This is a genomic window from Pseudomonas sp. PVC-3-1 (assembly GCF_057444315.1).
The window spans coordinates 4,396,499-4,412,761 of the sequence record NZ_CM172023.1 but is presented as its reverse complement, the minus strand read 5'-3'; the positions used below and the strand labels follow the sequence as shown (position 1 = coordinate 4,412,761).

Sequence of the window (16,263 nt, the reverse complement as noted above, 5' to 3'; positions counted from 1 at the left end):
GGGTGGCGAGCGGCTTGCGGTCGCAGGCTACTACATGTGTCACGGAAGCAGGTGTCACGGAAGCGGTTGCGGTTGGGCGTCCTGCAGGGGCAGTCCTGCCTGTTCCCAGGCGTCGATACCGTCACGGTACCAGTAGAGGCTGGCATAGCCCAGCGCATGGGCGCGGCGTATGGCATTCCAGCTCATCCAGCAGTCGGAACGGCAGTAGAACACCAGCGGGCGTGTGGCATCGCCCTCGGTGAGATGGGCGAGATTCTGCTCCAGATAGGCCTGCCACTGTGGCTCCAGAGTGCCGGTACCGACGTTGGCCAGCCACAGGCTGCCAGGCAGGTTGCGATGCTTTTCGTCCTCGACGAACTGGCCGTTGAGAAAGGTGCGACGGTAGACGTCCACCAACTGGGTCTGCGGCTCGCGCTTGAGCAGCGCCTGCAGGGCGGTGGTGTCGAGGGTGACGGCGTGGTCGGCGGAAGGCGGCGTGGGGCTGCGGTACTGGGACTGGCGGTAGCCGTCGGCGGAAAACAGCGGCGCGTCCTCGGCCTGCGCAGTCGGGAGCGCGAGGACAAGGCTGAGCAGGCACGCGGCGAGGCAGCCGCTCGCGTGGCCGTACAGGGCAGAAGCAAGGCGAGGCATGGCGGTATCTCTAGTCGTTCTTCTTGTAGTGGCCATTAGATGCCGGCTGTGCGGCTTTGGAAATTCGACGTCCGGAGGGGCGAACCGGTACCAAAGTAGTAGGTTTCACCCCTTGCGCAGGGCGGCGTGCTGCGGGTTGAAGGTCACTACGGCGAGGCTGGCGAAGAGCAGCGTCAGGCCCAGGCAGACGCCCGTGGCGAGCAGGTTGAAGCGCTCGTACAGCGCGAAGCGCACCAGCTCCACGGCGTGGCTGAACGGGTTCAGCGCGCACAGCCAGTAGAGCCACTGGCTCGCCTCGCGCATTTTCCACAACGGGTAGAGCGCGGAGGACAGGAAGAACAGCGGGAAGATGACGAAATTCATCACCCCAGCGAAGTTCTCCAGCTGGCGGATGCCGTTGGACAGCAGCAGCCCAAGCGCGCCGAGCAGCAGGGCGGCCAGCAGCAACGCCGGCAGCGCCGCCAGTAGCCCCATGGCCGGTGGTTGCACCCCATACAGCCAGGCGATCAGCAGGAAGGCGTAGACCTGCAGCAGTGACACCAGCGCGGTGGCCAGCAGCTTGCTGGCCAGCAGGAAGGCGCGCGGCAGCGGGCTGGTCAGCAGCACCCGCATGCTGCCCATCTCGCGGTCGTAGACCATCGACAGCGAACCCTGCATGCCGTTGAACAGCAGGATCATGCAGCACAGCCCCGGTACGATGTAGGTCTCGTAGGTGACGTAGGTGTCGTACGGCTCGATGATCGAGATACCCAGCGCGGCGCGGAAGCCGGCGGCGAACACCAGCAGCCAGAGCAGCGGGCGCACCAGTGCACTGAGGAAGCGAGAACGCTGCAGGACGAAGCGCAGCCACTCCCGCACCACGATTCCACGCAGACATTGCCAGTAAGCGCCGGGGCCGAAGTGCGGGTTTTCCAGGGCCTTCATGCGCAAGCCTCCAGGCGGGTCAGACGCTCGAAGGTGCGCTCCAGGTTGCCGGCATCGGGCGCACAGACTTCCCGTGTCTCGCCACGGGCGACCAGCCGGCCACGGTCGAGCACCAGGAGCGCATCCTCGGCGCGCACTTCATCCAGCAGGTGGGTGGTCCAGAGCACCGCCAGGCCGTCTTCGCGGCATAGTCGACGCACGTGTTCGTTGAGCGCCTGGCGCGCCGCCGGGTCGAGGCCGACACTGGCCTCGTCGAGCAGCAGGAGGCGAGGGCGATGCAGCAACGCGCGGGCTATCTCCACCCGGCGACGGTGTCCGCCATTGAGGGCACGCACCCTGTCGCGGCGGCGTTCCAGCAACTGCTGGCGGGCCAGCTCGGCATCGATCCGTTCGTTCGCCACCTGGCGCGGCAGGCCGTGCAGGGCGGCGTGGTAGCGCAGGTTCTGTTCCACGCTCAGGTCCAGGTCCAGGGTGCTCTGCTGGAACACCACACCCAGTTCCCGCAGCGCGAGGCGCGGCTGGCGGCGCAGGCTGCAGCCGAGCACGTCGATCTCGCCCTGCTGCAGGTCGTAGAGCCGGGTGAGCAGGGCGACCAGCGTCGACTTGCCGGCGCCGTTGGGGCCGAGCAGCGCGGTGAAGCGCCCGGCGGGCAGCTCGAACGCGAGGTCGTCGAGGGCGCGGCGCGGACCGTAGGAGAAGCCGAGATCGCGAACCGCCAGCGCATTCATGGTGGCTGCGTTCATGGCGTCACCACCACGCCCCATGGATAGCGGCCTACCTTGATCGACTTGGTGACCTTGCGCGAGGCCACGTCGATCACCGAGACGTCGCCGCTGACGCCATTGGTGGCCAGCAGGGTCTTCTCGTCCGGGGTGAACGCCAGGTGCCAGACGCGGCGGCCCACCAGCAGGTAGTCGAGGACTTCGAAGGTCTTCGCGTCCACTACCGCGACATGGTTGGCCGGGCCGAGGGCGACGAAGGCCAGCTTGCCATCGGCGGTCAGCTGCACGCCAACCGGCTGCACCTTGTCCGGGTGCACGCCCTGGATGGCGAAACGCAGGGTCTTTAGAATCTTGCGGCTGACGGTATCGACCACGCTGACGGTGCCGCCGATCTCCGCCGAGACCCACACCTGCGAGCCGTCGTGGGTGAATTCGGCATGGCGCGGGCGCTGGTCCACCAGCGTGCTGTCCACCAGCTTCTGCGTCGAGGTGTCGATCCAGTGCAGCATGTTGGTGGTCTCGCTGGTGTTCACCGCCCACTTGCCATCCGGGCTCACCGCCATGCCCTCGGGCTCGACGCCGACGTCGATCTGCCCGAGTACCTGGGCGGTCTGGGTGTCGACCACCGTCACCAGCGCATCGTCCTCGTTGGAGACGTACAGCCAGCGGTCATTGGGGTGCAGGGCAAACTGCTCGGGATCGGCCCCAGACGGCAGTTGCCGGATGATCTTGCGGGTGGCGAGGTCGAGCACCTGCACGGTGTCCGAGTCGCTGGCGCAGATGTACAGCAGCTTGTTGTCGTGGGAAAGCGCCAGGCCGCGCGGGCGCTTGCCGGTGTCGATGGTGCCGGTGACAGTCAGGGTGTCGAGGTCGATGACGCTGAGGTTGTTGTCCTTTTCGTTGGACACGTAGGCGGTGGCGGCGAAGGCGGGTGACATCAGCCCGAGAGCGAGGCTCAGGCAGGAGAGGGCAAGCAGGCGGGGCATGGGCAGGTTCCTCATGGAATGTTCTTCTTATGGCTTCGCATCGGCCAGGTGGCACTGGCTTTCCGGTGCGTCGAGGCCGAGGCTGTCGAGCTCGCTGGAGGGGTGCAGGAAGCCTTCCTGCGGCGAAGTGCTGACCAGTGCGCGCGGCTGTACCAGCGGGATCGGCTGGCGTAGCTGGCCGTCCCACGGGCGGAAGCCGAGCTTGTAGCCCTTGAATCCGTCCAGCGGCAGGTCGGGGGAGAGCGACAGCGTGCGAATCGCCATCGCGTCGGCGTCGCGCAGGCGGGTAACGGCGCTGGCGATGCTGCGCACGGCGATCCAGGCGGCAAAGTCGCGGTCGTTCATCCAGCGCCCGGCGTGCTCCTCGAAGCGCTTCTGCAACTGCGCGGCGCCGTAGGTTTCCACGGTCTTGTGCCAACCGCTGGCGACCAGTCCCTGGGTGCCGGCGACGGGGCGCGGCAGCCAGGTGTTGTAGGGCACGTACTCGCCGAAATCGCCGTGCTCGTCGGCCACCAGCACAGCGTCGTAGTCCTCGCTGGACTGGGTGAACAACGCCATGTCGGCCTGGGCGCTGCGACGCTGGTCGTTGTCGAAGGTGAAGGGCTTTTCCTCGACGATCTTCGCGCCGAAGCGCTTGGCCGAGCGGCGCAGGGCATTGGCGTAGAGGGTGTCTTCCGGACGCTGGCCGACGATCAGCAGCCAGCGTGTCCACTTGCGCAGCACCAGGAACTGGGTGAGGGCGTCAGTCAGCATCCGCCGACTGGGCAGGGTGTGCAGTACGTTCACCGCGCACTGGCTGGCGCGCAGTTCGTCATCGGCGGCACCGGCGTTGAACAGCAGGCTGTCCGGCAGCGCGGCGGCCAGATGGCGCAAGGTGTCGGCCGGGGCGTTGACTACAAACAGGCGCAGGCCGGCGTCGTGCAGGCGCCTGGCTTCGCTCAGCAGTTTTTCCGGCGAGTCGGTACTGGCGGCTTCCAGGCTGTAGCGATGCTTGAGGAAGCGCCCAGTGCTGTTGCTGTCGGTGATTGCCAGTTCGGCGCCGCGCAGGCCGGCATCGGTGGGTTCGGGGATGACGTTGGACAGCAGCGGGCCGGGATCGGGCGTGTAGCCCAGGTAGCCGATGCGGATTTCCAGCGCGGCGGATTCTTCTGCGCGTGCGCCGAGGCTGAGCAGTGCGGCGCAGGCGACCGCGAGCAGATAGGCCACGCCGTGCAGGACAAACTGGCGCATGGGCGACTCCCATTGTCGATGCGGCTTGTTGTTGTGCGGCCAGCATAGGAATCGCCCGGGGCGCGGCAAATATGCAGAAAGTACCGGTGGGGCAGTACCAAGGTAGTAGGTTGCGCGCCGCGCCCGCGTCCTAGGATGGCGCTACAAGAATCAGAAGAGGAGCGTCGCCATGCGTATCGCCGTCACTCTCGTCCTGCCGATCCTGCTGATGCTCAGCCTGTTCGGCTTCGATTTTCTCTACACCCGCAACGGTTACCTGCCGGCGGCGGAACTGCGTGCGCCAACACCGCCGCTCAACTGCGTCACTGCCTGTCGCAGCGCGCCGTAGATGTCTGCGCTGTGGCGGATCAATCTGCTGGTCGGGCTGTTCTTCGGCCTGCTGGCGGCCGTTTGCCTCGCGGTATTGCTGCACCAGGGCAACGATGACGTGCGCCGCGAGATGGACGCTGCCCGAGGCGTGCTCGACTACCTGGGGGAAGCGGCGTTGCGTGACCCGGCAAGCCTCGATCCAGGCCTCACTGCCGGTCTGCGTCATGTGCGCGTGCACTGGCTGGGCACCCCGGCGCCAGCGCCGCGTTCCGGGTTGGACGAATGGCTGGTCGCCCGCCTGTATCCCGACCTGGCGGCGCCGACCCTGCTGACCCTCGTCGATGGCAGGCGCGTGCAGTTGAGCCTCGACCCGCGCGATGAGATCGATGAGGTGCGCGACTCGCTGGTGCAATTGCTGGTGCTGTTTGGCGTGTCGTTGCTGGCCAGCCTGCTGGCGATCCGCTGGGCAGTACGAGGTGGTTTGCACGTGGTGGAGCAACTCCAGGACGCGCTGGGGGATGTCTCCCGTGGCCAGTTCCAGGTGCGTCTGCCGGATCACTCGTTACCCGAGGCGCAGCGCCTGGCCGTTGGCTTCAATGGCATGGCCGCCGCACTGGAGCGCGCCTGCACAGAAAACGCCGAGCTGACCCGTGCGCTGCTCGCCGTGCAGGAGCGCGAGCGCCAGCGATTGGCCCAGGCACTGCACGACGACATCGGTCAGTACCTCGCCGGCATCCGTGCGCAGGTATTCCTGCTACGCAGCCTGGAGAGCCGCGAGGGCTCAGGTATCGCTACCCTCGACCGCCTGGAGCAGCACTGCCAGGGGCTCAACCAAAGCTTCCGCGCGCTGGTGCGCGACCTGTACCCGGTGGTGCTGGAGCGGGTCAGCCTGGAAGAAGCGCTGCGCCTGCACATCGAACAATGGCAAGCCAGCCAGGGCGTGGCCTGCCGGTTGCGGCTGGATGAGCTGCCGGTGCTGCCGGCATCGGCCAAGGCGCACCTGTACCGCCTGCTGCAGGAGGCGCTGACCAATGTTGCCCGCCATGCCGGCGCCAGCCATGTGCGAGTGGTCCTGCGCCAGCGCAATAGCCGGTTGCTGCTCTGGGTGCGCGACGACGGTAGAGGCTGCAGCGGCCTGCCGCGTGCCGGCATCGGCATGCGCTCGATGCGGGAGCGCGCCCGTTGCCTGGGCGGTGAACTGCACCTGCGTCGCCGACCCGGTGGCGGGATGGCGCTGCGCCTGTGGATGCCATTGACGCAAGACTCGCTGGAAGGAGAGCGCGGGTGAAGATTCTGCTGGTGGACGATCACTTCGTGGTGCGCGACGGTGTCGCCTCGCTGCTGCGCGGGCTCATCCCCGAGGTGGAAGTGAGCGAGGCCGCCGATGGCGAAGCCGCACTGGAGGCAGTGCAGCGCAGCGTGCCCAGCCTGGTCATCCTGGATATCGGTCTGCCCGGCATCAGCGGGCTGGAAGTGACCCGCCGGTTGCGCCAGCGCCTGCCGCAACTGCGCGTGCTGTTCTTCAGCATGCATGACGAGTTGCCGCTGGTGCGCCAGGCGCTGGATGCCGGCGCGGCGGGGTACATCACCAAGAGCGCGTCGCCGGCAGTGCTGGTGGAGGCGGTCAGGCGAATCCTGGCCGGCCATGCCTACATCGAGCAGCCGCTGGCCACACAGCTGGCGCGCCAGCCCCAGGGCGGCAACGATCAGGACCCGCGCCTGCAGGGCATGACCCAGCGTGAGTTCGAGATCTTCGTGATGCTCGCCCGTGGCCTGCCGGTGCGGCAGGTGGCGGAGCACCTGTGCATCAGCGCCAAGACAGTATCGAACCACGTCACCTTGCTCAAGCAGAAGCTGCAGGTGGTATCACACGCCGAACTGGTGCATCTGGCGATCGATACCGGCGTTTTGCGGGTGGGCGGCGAAGCGCTGGCCGGCTAGCCTCAGCGCTTGTAGAGGATCACCGCCGCGCGCAGTTTGCTGCGGCCGAAGCGGCTCATCTGCTCGAACTCGGCGTGGCTCACCGGAATGTGCTGGCAGTCCAGCGGCTCGCGGTGCTGGCTGTGGTCGACGTCGGGGTCGTGCAGGTAGACGAAGTCCTCGTCGCAATCGGTGACGGTCACCCAGTGCGGTGCCTTGGAGCGGGTCAGCCGGTAGCTGCTGATCAGCACCAGCGGCTGGCCGCCAGCCTCCAGCGCACTGTCGATGTCCAACTGATGGTGCAGCAATTGCTCCACGTCGCTGCGAGCCAGCTCGGCGGCGAAGTCCTCGTGGACCAGGCGCATGACTTCGCGCTTTTCCTCGCTGCGCACGCCATCGAGGAACAACGGGCCATCCTCCGACAACTGCAATTGCACGCGAAATCCCCGGCGCTGCGCCGCCAGCGCCAGCCCCTGCGGGCTGCAGCCGCCGTGGCCGGCGGTCATGTAGATGGTGGTCGCCTCGCGCCACAGGCGCAGTTCCTCGCGGCGTTCCAGGCGGCGCTTGGGCTCCAGTGCGCCCATGGCCATCAGCAGGGCCGAAGGCCCGCAGGTGAACTCGGTGGTCTGCCGGTAGTAGGGCACGTGGCGGTGGGTACGCTCGTTGATGTGGCGGATGCGCTTCTCGAAGCGCAAGGCTTCGCTATGGTCTTCGTAGTAGTCGCGCACCGTGGCGAACGGGCGGTAGCCATTGCGTTCGTAAAGGGCAACCGCCCCGCGGTTGTCCGGGCGCACTTCCAGGCGCAGGTAGGCGCAGTCGTTCTCCAGCGCCTCAGCCTCGGCGCAGTCCAGCAGCTTCTGGCCCAAGCCGATGCCGCGGGCGCGCTCATCCACGGCGATGGAGTACAGGCGCGCCAGCGAGGTGCCCTGGTGGAACAGCACCAGGGCGTAGCCGAGCAGTTGGCCGTCGGATTCGGCGACGGTGAGGCTGGCATGGGCGCGGGTGATCATCCACTGAAAATTGCGGCGGGACAGGCGGTCATGTTCGAAGCAGCGGTTTTCCATCTCGACCAGGGCATGCAGGTCGTCGGCGGAGGCGGCGCGGAACTGGAGTTTCATAGGGTAAGCATTCGTTAATCTGCGAGGGAGCACCGTGTCGGTGCTGGCTGCGAACGGGCGCTGTGTCGTGCGGTCGAAGCAGCAACCAGTATTGTCCTGGCCCATCGGCGCGGCAAGCGCGGGCCAGCTTCGGAGGTGTCGTGAGCAAGCTGTTCATTATCGTGGAACGCAAGGAAGACTGGGCCTCCTACTATCCCAGCGAAGACGTGGTCACCGCCCAGCAATACCTGGAGATGCCCATCGACGACGACAACGGCAAGCGCGTGCAGGTGATCAACCTGTGCCGCAACTACAAGTACCTGGGCCACGGCTATTACTGCTCGCTGCTGGCCGAGGCGCGCGGGCACAAAGTGATTCCGTCGGTGCGCAGCATCAGCGAGCTGGCGAAGAAGTCGCTGTACAGCCTGGCGCTGGAAGACCTGGAGAAGACCCTCGACAAGGCGCTGGCCGACCATCCGTACGGCAGCACTGACGGTTTTACCCTGACCCTGTACTTCGGCAGGACCGATATCGAGCCGTTGCAGGACCTGGCGCGCCAGCTGTTCGAGGCGCTGCCGTGCCCGATGCTGCTGGTGGAGTTCCGCAAGAACCGCGGCTGGCATATCGAGGGCGTGAAACCGGGCAACATCCACAAGCTGCGCGAGGACCAGGAGGACCAGTTCGCAGCTGCGCTGGAAGGCTTCAGCCGGCAGGTCTGGCGCAAGCCGCGCTCGCGCAAGCAGTACCGCTACGATCTCGCGATCCTGCATGACCCGGAGGAGACCTTCCCGCCGTCCGACCGCAAGGCGTTGAAGAATTTCATCCGCATTGGCCGCAGCCTTGGCATCGACGTCGAGCTGATCGAGAAGAAGGATTACTCGCGCCTGGCCGAGTACGACGCCTTGCTGATCCGCGAGACGACCAGTGTCAGCGACCATACCTACCGCTTCGCCAAAAAGGCCGAGAGCGAAGGCATGGTGGTGATGGACGACCCGGTGTCGATCCTGCGCTGCACCAACAAGGTCTACCTTGCCGATCTGTTGCGCAGCCACAAGCTGGGCATGCCGGCCACGGAAATCCTCTACAAGGACAACCCGCAAGAGCTGGAGAAGGTTGGCCAGCGCCTGGGCTTCCCGCTGGTGCTGAAGATTCCCGACGGCAGCTTCTCCCGTGGGGTGATCAAGGTGGGCAACCAGGACGAGTTGCTCAAGGCCAGCGCCGAGCTGTTCGAACGCTCGGTGCTGCTGCTCGCGCAGGAGTTCTTCTATACCGAATATGACTGGCGGATCGGCGTCTTGAACCAGAAGCCTATATTCGCCTGCCAGTACTTCATGTCCAAGGGACACTGGCAGATCTACGACCACAGCCCGGATGCCCAGGAAGTCAGCGGTGATTTTCGCACCATGGCCGTCCATGAGGCGCCGCGCAAGGTGGTGGATCTGGCGGTGAGAACCGCCAACCTGATCGGCGACGGGCTCTACGGCGTGGACTTGAAGCAGGCCGGTGACCGGGTGGTGGTGATCGAGGTGAACGACAACCCGAACATCGACTGCGGGGTTGAGGATGTGTACCTGGGGGACGACCTCTACAAGCTGGTGCTGGAAGAATTCGTGCGGCGCCTGGAAGTCAAGCGGCGCGGGCAGGGCTGGTGAGAACGATTCGTCATTGACCTTATAGGAAATCGGTCAATGGGTGGCGTCAAGATATTGCTAGCTTTACAAATTGGAGCGCCAACCGTCTGTTTTTTAAAGTTTTTCAAAATAATGGCGCCAAGGAAGGGAGCATGCTCGAGGCAGCCACGAATCTTCGTCGCCTGCTGGTGGTCGATCCATGCGACGACTGCCGCAGGTTATTACCCGGACTACGGGCAGCAGGGTGGGAGGTAGACAGCTGCGAGCTGGATAACGCCAGCAATCGCGGTTGTGACGTCGGCCTGCTGCGTTTGCAACCCCGGCATCTCGAACGCCGGGAGTCCGTCAAGGAACTCATCAGCCGCAGCGGTACGGAGTGGATAGCCGTGCTCAGCCCGGACGTATTGCCTCTGAATGAAGTGGGCGATTTCGTCAGCGAATGGTTCTTCGATTTCCATACCTTACCCTTCGATGTGGCGCGGGTGCAGGTCACCCTCGGCCGCGCCTTTGGTATGGCGCGCCTGCGCGGGCGCGGCAGCGTGCACATCGATGAGCATGAGCACGAACTGTTGGGCGAAAGCCGCGATGTGCGCGAACTGCGCAAGTTGCTCGCGAAATTCGCGCCGACCGAATCCCCCGTGCTGATCCGCGGCGAAAGCGGTACCGGCAAGGAACTGGTGGCGCGCACGCTGCACCGCCAGTCGCGCCGTGCGATCCGGCCGTTCGTGGCGATCAACTGCGGGGCGATGCCCGAGGCGCTGATCCAGTCCGAACTGTTCGGCCACGAGAAGGGTGCCTTCACCGGGGCGCACCAGCGCAAGATCGGCCGCTTCGAGCAGGCTAACGGCGGCACGCTGTTCCTTGATGAAGTCGGTGACCTGCCGCTGGAGCTGCAGGCCAACCTGTTGCGCGTGCTGCAGGAGAAGCAGATCGAACGTGTCGGCGGCAGCCAGCCCATCGAAGTCGATGTGCGGGTGCTGGCGGCGACCCACGTCGATCTGGAGCAGGCGATCCGTGCCGGGCAGTTCCGTGAGGACCTCTACTACCGGCTCAATGTCCTGCAGGTGTCCACCTCGCCGCTGCGTGAACGCAATGGCGATCTGGCGCTGCTGGCCAATCATTTCGCGCATCTTTACAGCGTCGAGACTGGCCGCCGTCCGCGGCGCTTCTCGGACGACGCGCTGGCGGCCATGGCCGAGCATGGCTGGCCGGGCAATGTGCGCGAGCTGGCCAACCGGGTGCGGCGTGGGCTGGTGCTGGCGGAAGGGCGACAGATCGAGGCGCGTGATCTGGGCCTGGAGCGGGAAAAGGGACGCGCGGTGCATTCGCCGCTGGTGACCCTGGAAGAGTACAAGCTCGGTGCCGAACGCCAGGCCATGTGCGATGCACTGGCCCGGCACGGCGACAACCTCAGCGTGGCGGCGCGGATGCTGGGCATCTCGCGGCCGACCTTCTATCGCTTGTTGCACAAGCATCAGTTGCGCTAGGGCGGGGATACCGGTCGGGGCGGGAACGGACGCGGATCCGTTGCTCGCCGCGATTCGGAGGGTGTCGCAACAATCCCGGATCGGGCAATTCGCGCGTGGCTTCACGTAGGAGCGGACTCCGTCCGCGATTGACTCGGCGCCGTTCCGATTAGTCGGGGAGCTAGGCAAACCCATCGCGGACGGAGTCCGCTCCTACGTAAACATGAATCTCTCTGGAAATGACAAAGGCCCCGGAAAGGGGCCTTTGCGTTGGGACAGCCGAGCCGTCAGAAGTAATACGGGAATTTCACGCTGAAGCTGAAATCCGGCGCATCCGGCGAGATGCCGATGGACAGGTTCGGCACGATGGTCAGGTTGGGGCTCCATGCATAGGTCAGGCCCCAGTTGAAGTACGCCGCGTTGGCGTCGCTGCCGGTGACGCTGGTCCAGTCGCCGCCATCGGATTTGATCTTGCTCTTCTTGGCGATCAGGTCGGAGAAGGAGAACGACATACTGGTCTTCTCGTTGAGGGCGAAAGCCACGCCCGCACCGATCTGGAACCAGTCGCCGAGGTCGACCTTGCCACCTTGCTTGACGCCCTGGGTAGGGCTGATGTCGTCGAAGGATTCCTCGAAGTTGTAGGTGTAGGAAAGGCTGCCGAACAGCACGGCCGGGTCCACGGTCTTGACCAGCGAGATGCCGGGGGTGACCGACCACACGCCGTTGCCGGTGGGCAGCGATTCGGGCACGTTGAGGTTGTCGTTGTCCGAGGCGCGCTTGAGCTTGATGCCGTAGGGCTCCTTGCCGGTGGGCGCCTTGACCCGCAGGCTGACCACCGCATCGGGGCGGGACTCGGTTTCGTCCATGAACTTGTAGGCGATGCCGATGTTGACGTCGCCCAGTGTCGGGTCGCGGGTCACCTTCTCGTCGGTAGACTGCGCGGTAGAGTTGCCGGCGCCGGCCGATTCATAGGTGCTCTCGCGGTACACCACGGGGGCGTTGATATCGAACTGCCAACGGTTGTTCCAGTTGTAGCGGGCGGTGAGGTCCAGGGTCCAGTTGTCGGCGTTGATATTGTCCACGCCGATGTTGCCCAGGAAGATGGTGTCCAGCGCCAGGAAGCCGTTGAGGATCAACTGCTTGGTGTCGTAGTGGGTGTAGGTGAGGCCCGTCTCGACACTGAATGTGCCGTTGCCGAAGAAGCCGCTGGCCTCGTCGTAGAGGTTCTCCACGCTCTTGGGCGGACTGGCGTCGTCCTTGAGCGACTCGCCGTAGGAGCTGCCGCTGGAAGCAACGGTGTTGCCGGTGCCAGGCGGTGTCGGCTTGCCGGTGGAGGTAACCAGGCGCTTGGGCTGGGCGGGCGCGGCCGGCGCTTCTTCGACCTGGCGTACCCGCTGTTCAAGCACCATCAGGGCCTTCTGCTGGGCCTCGTAGCGCTGCTTGAGCTCCAGCAGCTCCTGTTTCAACGCCTCCACCTCGGCTTCCGTCGCGGCAGCGGCGAAGCTCGAGGGGAGTAATGCGGATACACAGATTGCAGTTCCTAGCGATAGCGATCGGTGCATGGCGCGCTGTCCTTCTTATAGGTTGGACCTCACAGTCGCACTGGAGCGTAGATCACATACCCATGGTGCGAAGCCCTTTGAGTTGGTCGAGATTGCAGTCGAGCGCTCCGGACGACGGAAGGTTGTTTTTGAGCACCACGCTGAGCTGTGCCAGGTTATTGACGGCATTATTTCCACCCACCATCTGCGCAGCCTGGAGCAGCCCGCCGGCAGCCAGTTGCTGCATGGCGGCGCCCTGGCCGTTGGCGTTGATTGCCATCTGCACGCCGCCATTGCTGGGCGACACGCTGACGGTGCCGGCGGCGTTGCTGGCGCTGATCGGCGTACTGTTCAACGGTGTGCCCTGCTGGGCGACGACAGGCGGGGCCTGGTCGGCTTCCTTCACGTCGATGCTGACGTTGTTGGCGACAGTGTTGTAGTCGCCCGCGGCGCGGACACTCTGTGTCACACCCTGGGTCTGGTTGAGGCCGGCGCCGCCGGTGACCGTGCCGGTGCCTGCGGCCGGCGGAGCGGGATTGCCGCTGGCCGGTTCGTTGATGGTGGAAACGTAGAACTGCGGTTTGATCGTCGATTCCTGGACTTGCATGCTCACTTTGGCGCCGATGTTGTCGCCCACGGCGTTCTTCCAGGTGCTGCTCATGACGATGCCGAAGCTGATGACCCGGCCAGGCATCACGTACTTGCCGCGAAGTTGGGCCAGCTCCTGATCTTTCAGCTCGATCGGCTTGAAGACGCTTTCCGCCTGGACCGGCAGGCAGGCCACTATGCAGGTGGCGGCAAGCAGCGGGATCAGTTTCATATTGTTCTCCCCGGAAGGATTCCTGCCTTCCGTTCTGGTTCGGTCAGAGGAAGTCGCTCTGGATGAAGCCGAATTCCATGAGCTCCGCGTCCTTGACCGGGCTGAACGCATTGATTCGGTCCCTGGCCGTCAACGGGTCGGGCGGGTTCATCAAGGCGTTGGCCTGTTCGTAACCCGGACCGATGACGGCAAAGATGATGCCGTTCCAGCCTTTGAGAAAATCTTCCTGGGTAAAGCGCTTGTGGCCCAGTACCGGGTCGCCGATGTAGACGTAGCCCTTGTAGGCACGCTGCATCACGACGAAGTGTTTGTAGCCACGGATATCCATCAGCACTATCACCGGGATCGTCAGTTTCTCCAGAGAGGCAGCGGGAATTCGGTACCCGCGGGCGCGCATGCCGATGGCTTCCAGGTAGGTCTTCATGTCGAGCATGGAGAAACCCTGGGTGCGCACCAGGTCCGGGTCGGCCCGGACCAGCATCCCCTTGATCACGAACTCCTCGTCCACGTCCAGCGCGTAGGCCTGGCGGAGGATCGTCGCCAGCGCGGCGGCGCCGCAGCTGAAGTCGGTCTTCTGCTGGACCAGGTTGCTGAACTTGCGCTCGCGGATGCTCTCGACGTGTTTGTAGGCCATCGACCCGCCGGGAAGGATGGCGAAGGGGAGTTGCGCGGCCTGCGTCGTGAGGCTGAAGAGGGCGAGCAAAAGCAGGGCGGACGTACGCATGATCGTGACGCCTGGGGGGCGGCTCAGGAGAAAGGAGGCTCCGTCGCCGGAGCCTCCAGGTGCTACGCCGTGTCGCTTACAGGCAGGATTTGCAGCCTGCGGCGATGGACAGCGAGTTGCTCTGCTGGTTGCCTACGCCAGCTGCAACGTTCGCGCCGAGGTTGCCCGACACATTGTTGAGCGAGTTGCTGATGGTGGCGTCGTTTCTGACCGGGTCTTTCCAGCCGGTGGGGACCAGCACCTGGTAGGTGGCCTGGCCTTTCAGATCAACAGTACCTGCTTCGACGAAGAACAGCGGGTCCTTGTCTTCCTTGTGGCCGCCGCTGTTGCGACTGTCATTACCACCACGACCGCCTTCGTCCACGACGTAGCCAACGCCGGCGCCCTTGTAGGTGCCATGGGCCTTGAACTCGGACTTCAGGGTTTCCTTCTCGTAAGTCAGGAAGGCAACGTTACCCACGGTGTTGCCCGTGGAGGTCTGGGTGGCGCCGCTGTAGGAGTCGGCACTACGACCACCGGACACGGCGGCTGCCATGTCGTTTTTCTGTTGGTTGTAGTTGCCCGAGGCGATGTTGATGCCAATGTTCCCGGAGGAGTTGCTGCCGGAGTTGTTCAGCGAAGCCTTGTTGGTGGTGGAGAGGTTCAACGCCTTGTTGGCTTCGTTGGTCTGGGTCACTTCGGTGGACGCATAGGCGGTACCGAAGATGAATTTCTCATCGGCAGTGGCCAGGGCGGCGGCGTTGGCCTGTTGGTTCATGTCGCCGGCTGCCACGTTGACGCCCACGTTACCCGATGCGGTCCCCAGCGAGCTGTCGACCGTAGCGGTGTTCTTGGTGCCCATGTTGACGACGGTGTTGTCGCTGCTCTCCTGGGTGTCTTCCACCGTAGCGCTGGCGCCTGCTTCGATCCGTGGGTCCTTGTAGGGATCGTACGGAGGCTTGGGTTGATGTTGTTCATGACCGTGACCATTGCCGTGGCCATTGCCATGCCCGTTTCCATGACCATTACGGTTATCCGCTTGCACAGCTACAGCCATGATCGCTGCGACAGCGAACACCAGCGGCTTCAGAGCCATTGACGGTTTCATGGTGTATCTCCTTTGCTTTGTTTGGCGTGTTTAGTGTTATAGGAGTTGGCTTGGGTCAATCCGCGACCCGGATGCTCAGGGTGTTGGCAATGCGATTGCCGACCCCGGCGCTCTGGCTCACCTGGACCACACCGCGACTGCCGGCAAAGGCCTGGTCGCTGGTGACGACCTGCCGGTTCCCCGTGGTGGAGTTAGCTGAGCCTGAGTTCACTGGCAGCGCGACGTTCTGCTGGGAAAGCACGCTGTCGTCGACGCTCTGCGCAACAGCGCTGACGCTGATCCGCATGGCGTTCACTTGCTGGTTGGCAGCCCCGGCGGCCTGGTTCACGCCCAGTGCGCCGTTACCGTTGGTGAAGGCGTTGCCGGTGATGCTGGCGGACGCGGCCTGGCTGGGGTCGACGAAGGCGTTGACCGTCTGCCTGAATTGGGTGGTGGCCTGGGCGTTGGTGCCGATGGCGATGGTTCGACCGTTGGCCTGTTGCTGTTCATCACCCGCTGCCTGGTTCACGCTCGCCACGCCGTTGTAATGGCGGACGGCGCTGTCGATGTTGGCGTTGTTGACCGTCGAAGGGTCGGCGGCGAAGGCGGGAAGGGTGCAGAAGAGCAATGGCAGGGTGAGCAGGTGAGCATTCATCTCAGCGATCTCCCGTCAGCATGCGCAGGGGCGAGAGGCCTTGCTGTACCGTGCGATTCACCGAGTTGGAGATGCCGCCGCCAGCGCCCATGCCGCCGCCGAGGCTGCCATTGTTGAGGCTCTGATTGCTGCCGTTGTCCATGCCCACCAGCGTGCCGCCGGGAAGAATGTGACGCTCAAGAGTGGAGCCGCTGGTGACGCTGGCGAAGTCGCTGTCGCTCAGTTCGGCGTTGCCGGTCTGGCGCACGACCTGTTCGGAAATGTTCGGATTGACGGTGACCGGGTTCGGGTCGGGGATGTCGGTCGGTCTTGTAGCGACGCGTGGCTGCACGACGCGTTGCAGGACTATGGTGCCGTCACCGGCGAGAACCGCCGGGCACAGTGGGACGCTGGCCGCGCCGCAAGCGAGCGTGACGAGCATGCCGACTATCCGTGAGTCGATGTTCCCCATGATGGCGATTCCTTCTTGGTGCGCTGAGCCCTAACCAGCGGTACCAAGAAGGAGCAGGGGGCGTGCCGCTTTGAATCAGCGATTGAGAATC

The 16,263-nt window shown here is 64.7% G+C and carries 17 protein-coding genes; 5 read left to right on the top strand and 12 right to left on the bottom strand.

All coding sequences use genetic code 11. The features are described from left to right. Positions 1 to 54: 54 nt before the first annotated feature. The 5 genes from AC2T4A_RS20440 to AC2T4A_RS20420 all read right to left on the bottom strand — a co-directional run bounded on the left by AC2T4A_RS20440 (position 55) and on the right by AC2T4A_RS20420 (position 4,492). The gene (locus AC2T4A_RS20440; protein WP_486741637.1) at positions 55 to 630 is read right to left on the bottom strand and encodes a PQQ-dependent catabolism-associated CXXCW motif protein; all 576 of its coding nucleotides are present in this window, start codon (positions 628 to 630) and stop codon (positions 55 to 57) included. Positions 631 to 735: 105 nt separating this feature from the next. After that, complete coding sequence (locus AC2T4A_RS20435) at positions 736 to 1,554, bottom strand: ABC transporter permease (RefSeq protein ID WP_416750614.1); 819 nt, start codon at positions 1,552 to 1,554, stop codon at positions 736 to 738. Further along, entirely contained in the window at positions 1,551 to 2,282 is a 732-nt protein-coding gene (locus AC2T4A_RS20430; RefSeq protein WP_486743706.1) for an ABC transporter ATP-binding protein, read from the bottom strand. Before AC2T4A_RS20430 ends, AC2T4A_RS20435 begins: the two co-directional genes overlap by 4 nt. Positions 2,283 to 2,293: 11 nt before the next feature. Then, the gene (locus AC2T4A_RS20425) at positions 2,294 to 3,262 is read right to left on the bottom strand and encodes a YVTN family beta-propeller repeat protein (RefSeq protein WP_416750612.1); all 969 of its coding nucleotides are present in this window, start codon (positions 3,260 to 3,262) and stop codon (positions 2,294 to 2,296) included. Between the two features lie 27 nt (positions 3,263 to 3,289). Then, complete coding sequence (locus AC2T4A_RS20420; RefSeq protein WP_486741636.1) at positions 3,290 to 4,492, bottom strand: ABC transporter substrate-binding protein; 1,203 nt, start codon at positions 4,490 to 4,492, stop codon at positions 3,290 to 3,292. Between the two features lie 169 nt (positions 4,493 to 4,661). Between AC2T4A_RS20420 and AC2T4A_RS20415 the strand changes: the two genes are divergently transcribed. From AC2T4A_RS20415 to AC2T4A_RS20405, 3 genes are read left to right on the top strand one after another with little or no spacing between them, the layout of a single operon-like run. After that, on the top strand, positions 4,662 to 4,820 hold the full coding sequence (locus tag AC2T4A_RS20415; RefSeq protein WP_478378948.1) for a hypothetical protein: 159 nt from the start codon (positions 4,662 to 4,664) through the stop codon (positions 4,818 to 4,820). Beyond that, entirely contained in the window at positions 4,821 to 6,089 is a 1,269-nt protein-coding gene (locus AC2T4A_RS20410) for a HAMP domain-containing sensor histidine kinase (RefSeq protein ID WP_486741635.1), read from the top strand. Next, the gene (locus AC2T4A_RS20405; protein WP_478378946.1) at positions 6,086 to 6,742 is read left to right on the top strand and encodes a response regulator; all 657 of its coding nucleotides are present in this window, start codon (positions 6,086 to 6,088) and stop codon (positions 6,740 to 6,742) included. The genes AC2T4A_RS20410 and AC2T4A_RS20405 overlap by 4 nt, the downstream gene beginning before the upstream one ends. 2 nt (positions 6,743 to 6,744) lie before the next feature. Here AC2T4A_RS20405 and AC2T4A_RS20400 read toward each other — a convergent pair whose 3' ends face one another. Continuing rightward, entirely contained in the window at positions 6,745 to 7,839 is a 1,095-nt protein-coding gene (locus tag AC2T4A_RS20400) for a GNAT family N-acetyltransferase/peptidase C39 family protein (RefSeq protein WP_486741634.1), read from the bottom strand. 140 nt (positions 7,840 to 7,979) lie between these two features. On the opposite strand from AC2T4A_RS20400, the gene AC2T4A_RS20395 reads away from it, so the two are divergent. Together AC2T4A_RS20395 and AC2T4A_RS20390 are read left to right on the top strand one after the other, a co-directional pair. After that, on the top strand, positions 7,980 to 9,470 hold the full coding sequence (locus AC2T4A_RS20395) for a RimK family protein (RefSeq protein ID WP_486741633.1): 1,491 nt from the start codon (positions 7,980 to 7,982) through the stop codon (positions 9,468 to 9,470). Between the two features lie 131 nt (positions 9,471 to 9,601). Beyond that, positions 9,602 to 10,936 carry a sigma-54 dependent transcriptional regulator gene (locus AC2T4A_RS20390; RefSeq protein WP_416750598.1) on the top strand — a complete coding sequence of 445 codons (1,335 nt, stop codon included), beginning with the start codon at positions 9,602 to 9,604 and terminating at the stop codon, positions 10,934 to 10,936. Positions 10,937 to 11,202: 266 nt separating this feature from the next. On the opposite strand, the gene AC2T4A_RS20385 is transcribed toward AC2T4A_RS20390, so the two are convergent. The 6 genes from AC2T4A_RS20385 to AC2T4A_RS20360 form a co-directional block, all read right to left on the bottom strand. Further along, positions 11,203 to 12,477 carry a hypothetical protein gene (locus AC2T4A_RS20385; protein WP_416750596.1) on the bottom strand — a complete coding sequence of 425 codons (1,275 nt, stop codon included), beginning with the start codon at positions 12,475 to 12,477 and terminating at the stop codon, positions 11,203 to 11,205. Between the two features lie 52 nt (positions 12,478 to 12,529). Next, positions 12,530 to 13,276, bottom strand: coding sequence for a hypothetical protein (locus tag AC2T4A_RS20380; RefSeq protein ID WP_416750594.1), 747 nt, complete (start codon positions 13,274 to 13,276; stop codon positions 12,530 to 12,532). A 43-nt stretch (positions 13,277 to 13,319) separates the two neighbouring features. Continuing rightward, positions 13,320 to 14,000, bottom strand: a complete 681-nt coding sequence (locus AC2T4A_RS20375) for a C39 family peptidase (RefSeq protein ID WP_416750592.1) — start codon at positions 13,998 to 14,000, stop codon at positions 13,320 to 13,322. Positions 14,001 to 14,076: 76 nt separating this feature from the next. Next, the gene (locus AC2T4A_RS20370; RefSeq protein ID WP_416750591.1) at positions 14,077 to 15,087 is read right to left on the bottom strand and encodes a heme utilization protein; all 1,011 of its coding nucleotides are present in this window, start codon (positions 15,085 to 15,087) and stop codon (positions 14,077 to 14,079) included. 55 nt (positions 15,088 to 15,142) lie between these two features. Then, the gene (locus AC2T4A_RS20365; RefSeq protein ID WP_416750589.1) at positions 15,143 to 15,721 is read right to left on the bottom strand and encodes an adhesin; all 579 of its coding nucleotides are present in this window, start codon (positions 15,719 to 15,721) and stop codon (positions 15,143 to 15,145) included. A 1-nt stretch (position 15,722) separates the two neighbouring features. Continuing rightward, positions 15,723 to 16,172 (bottom strand): hypothetical protein, encoded by a 450-nt coding sequence (locus AC2T4A_RS20360; RefSeq protein WP_416750588.1) that lies wholly within the window; start codon positions 16,170 to 16,172, stop codon positions 15,723 to 15,725. Positions 16,173 to 16,263 lie beyond the last annotated feature (91 nt).